We start from the raw sequence: 3,685 nt of genomic DNA, 5'->3' as shown, positions 1-3,685 counted from the left end.
GTCTTTGGTGGCTTGACGCTGGCTGTCGTTGAAGTAGGCCGGAACGGTGATCACCGCTTCGGTCACAGGCTCGCCGAGGTAGTCTTCGGCGGTCTTCTTCATTTTCTTCAGAATTTCAGCCGAGATTTGTGGCGGTGCCATTTTCTGGCCGTTCACTTCAACCCAGGCGTCGCTGTTGTCAGCCTTGACGATCTTGTAAGGGACCATCTGGATGTCTTTCTGTACGACTTCTTCGTCGAAACGACGACCGATCAGACGCTTCACCGCGTACAGGGTGTTATGCGGATTGGTCACTGCCTGACGCTTGGCCGACTGGCCAACCAGGATTTCGCCATCGTTGGCATAAGCGATGATCGACGGCGTGGTACGCGCGCCTTCAGCGTTTTCAATAACTTTGGCCTTGCCGTTTTCCAGCACGGAGACGCAGGAGTTGGTAGTCCCCAGGTCGATACCGATAATTTTGCCCATGTTCACTCTCCCGAAACTTTGGATTTGGATGCCGCAGTAGTGGTGGCTGACTGCGGTAGCACTTAAACGCTTGACTTCTAAATGGGGGCCTTGCGGCTAATTTCAAGCCTGCTCGTCAATCGAAGGCGAAACCGGTGCAGGTGCCTTGCTGACCACGACCATGGCCGGGCGCAGCAGGCGACCGTGGAGCTGATAGCCCTTCTGAAACACCTTGAGCACGCTGTTTGGCTCGACGTCGGCGCTTTCCTGCATGGCCATCGCCTGATGATGCGAGGCATTGAAAGGTTCGCCTTCAGGATCGATGGCTTCCAGGTGATAGCGCTTCAGGGTGTCCTGGAACATTTTCAGGGTCAGCTCGATCCCTTCGCGCATCGAACGAATGTTTTCGTCGTCAGGGTTGGACAGCTCCAGGCCGCGCTCCAGGCTGTCAATGATCGGCAGCAGGTCGCCTGCGAATTTTTCCAGGGCGAACTTGTGAGCCTTTTCAACGTCCTGATCGGCACGACGGCGGACGTTCTGCAGATCGGCGGCTACACGCAAAGCCTGATCCTGCGCACCAGCCAATTGCTCTTCGAGCACTTGTACACGAGCCGCCAGGTCTTCACCCGAAGCCTCGGGGGTCTGGTTGGCGTCTAGATTTTGCGTATCCACTGTCTGTTCGTCAGCCATAGATTTCTCCTTCCAATATCGTCCGCGAGCTCAACTCACGCTTCTGCCCCGGTATATGGGGTCGCAAAATTCAGCTTCAAGGGCTATCCGATGATTAACCCTACAAAAAACAACTGCTTTGTCATTCCCAGGCGCGCTAAGGATTTCTTTCAATCAAGCAAATCGACCTAAGCGGGGGCATTGTCAGCCAGAAACAAAACACTGTATAAATAACCAGACCTAAAGCCTGGGAGCGGCCTTCATGCTGGTGCACCTGTCCGTACACAACTACGCCATCGTTGAACATCTCGATCTCGAACTCGATCGCGGGATGAGCGTGATCACAGGAGAAACCGGCGCCGGCAAGTCGATCATGCTCGACGCCCTCGGCCTGACCCTGGGTGATCGCGCCGACAGCGGCGTAGTCCGCCCGGGGGCCGACAAGGCCGACATCCTGGCCACCTTCGACCTGATCGACATCCCTGAAGCCAGCGCCTGGCTGGCCGAACGCGACCTCGAGAACGACGGCCCGTGCATTCTGCGCCGCGTGATCACTGCTGAAGGGCGTTCGCGCGGCTATATCAATGGCACCCCCTGCCCTCTCGGCGACCTGAAGGCCCTGGGCGAGTTGCTGATCGATATCCACAGCCAGCACGAACACCAATCCCTGCTCAAAACCGATACCCATCGCCGCCTGCTCGACGAGTACGCCGGCGCCACGGACCTTGCCCGTCAGGTGCAACTGGCCGCCCAACGCTGGCGCCAGACCCGTCAGGAGCTGGAACGCCTCTCCAACTCCGGCGACGAACAGCGCGCTCGTCATCAGTTGCTCAGCTATCAACTCGAAGAACTGGAAAACCTCGGCCTCGGCGAAAGCGAGCTGGAGCAACTGGAGCAGGAACACAAGAACCTGACCAACGCCGAAACCCTGCTGGGCATTTGTCGGCAAGTGGTCGAACAATGCAGCGAAAGTGATTCCGGCAATGTATTGAACGCACTGACCGCCAGCCTCAATCGCCTATCGAGCGTGAACAATTCGATCGGCGCCCTGGGTGAAGCCAGCAACCTGCTGACCAGCGCGCAGATTCAGGTTGAAGAAGCGGTGGGCGAATTGAACCGTTTTCTCGACAATTTCGACGCAGACCCGGCACGTCTTCAATACCTGGAAGAACGCCTCGATGCGATCTACACCCTGGCGCGCAAACACCGCATCCAGCCGACCGAAGTCGCCGAGATGCAACAGAAGCTACTCGACGAAATCGAAACCCTGAATGCCAACGATGAATCCATCGAACGCCTGGGCGATGAGCTGGCCTCCTACGCCCGTCATTATCAGGAGAAGGCTCGGGAATTGAGCGACCTGCGCCATCAAGCGTCGAGCAGCCTGGCCAGCGCCGTGGAGCAGGAAATCCAGCGCCTGGGCATGCCCGGCGGCCGCTTCACCATCGAACTGCGCCCCAACAGCAGCGATGAACTGCTGCCCAACGGGCTAGAACAAGTGGAACTGCTGGTGAGCGCCAACCCAGGGCAACCGCTGAAAGCCCTGGCAAAAGTGGCATCGGGGGGCGAGCTGTCGCGTATAAGCCTGGCGATTCAGGTGATCACCGCACAGACCTCCCGCGTACCGACGCTGGTGTTCGACGAAGTGGACGTAGGTATTGGCGGCCCGACCGCCGAGATTGTCGGCCAGTTGCTGCGACGCCTCGGGGAGCGCGGGCAGGTTCTGACCGTGACGCACTTGCCGCAAGTGGCGGCGCAGGGGCATCAACATCTATTTGTGCACAAGGTCCGCGGTGAAGATGCCACGCACACAGCCGTCTCCAAGCTGAGCAAGAATGATCGTGTCGAAGAAGTGGCACGGATGCTCGGCGGCATCGACCTCACCAAGGAGTCCCTGGCTCACGCGAAGAAAATGGTTGTTACCGCGAAAATCTAAGAAGGGCAGAAAGCACGAAGGCGACCCTGAGGTCGCCTTCGTTCGTTTCGCGAACCTGAAGTTCGCGCGACATGCTTACTTTTTCTTGCGCACGTACAGTACAAGATTGTGATCGACCATCTCGAAGCCATACTTGTCGACGATTGCTTTCTGCAGCCGCTCGATTTCTTCGTCGAAGAATTCGATCACTTCACTGGTCTCGACGTTGACCATATGGTCGTGATGCTTGCCGTCGTCCAGTTCGAAGACCGCATGGCCTCCGTCGAAGTTGTGCCGCACCACAAGGCCAGCTGCCTCGAACTGGGTCAGAACACGGTAAACCGTGGCCAGACCGACGTCCTCACCAGCCTCCATCAGTGCTTTGTAGACGTCCTCGGCACTCATGTGGCGTTGCTCGGCGGAATCGAGCATTTGCAGAATTTTGACCCGTGGAAGGGTCACTTTGAGGCCGGCTTTGCGTAGTTCGCTATTTTCAACCATGGTCAGCTTTCTCGCGATGCTRCTTCGCAGCTTCTCTTAATGCGGGTATGATCGGCGTTTACGTTGTCCCAGCCAAGATAGTGGAAGTCGCCCACCGATGCAAAACACCAAGCTCTTGCTAACCAGTTTCACCTTTGTGGGACTGCTCGCACT

The 3,685-nt window shown here is 57.5% G+C and carries 4 protein-coding genes; 1 reads left to right on the top strand and 3 read right to left on the bottom strand.

The features are described from left to right. Both AC1DLB_RS24630 and grpE read right to left on the bottom strand, forming a co-directional pair. Positions 1-468: Hsp70 family protein (locus AC1DLB_RS24630; protein WP_477785804.1), on the bottom strand; the 468-nt coding region annotated here is incomplete at its 3' end. Positions 469-570: 102 nt separating this feature from the next. Further along, complete coding sequence (gene grpE / locus AC1DLB_RS24625) at positions 571-1,137, bottom strand: nucleotide exchange factor GrpE (protein WP_064616139.1); 567 nt, start codon at positions 1,135-1,137, stop codon at positions 571-573. A 241-nt stretch (positions 1,138-1,378) separates the two neighbouring features. Between grpE and recN the strand changes: the two genes are divergently transcribed. Continuing rightward, positions 1,379-3,052 carry a DNA repair protein RecN gene (gene recN / locus AC1DLB_RS24620; protein ID WP_018929474.1) on the top strand — a complete coding sequence of 558 codons (1,674 nt, stop codon included), beginning with the start codon at positions 1,379-1,381 and terminating at the stop codon, positions 3,050-3,052. 75 nt (positions 3,053-3,127) lie between these two features. On the opposite strand, the gene fur is transcribed toward recN, so the two are convergent. Continuing rightward, a complete protein-coding gene (fur, locus tag AC1DLB_RS24615) occupies positions 3,128-3,532 on the bottom strand; it encodes a ferric iron uptake transcriptional regulator (protein ID WP_003197684.1) in 405 nt (134 codons plus the stop codon). Positions 3,533-3,685 lie beyond the last annotated feature (153 nt).

The organism is Pseudomonas sp. 05N434, from assembly GCF_056396965.1.
This window is presented reverse-complemented; position numbering and strand designations above follow the sequence as displayed.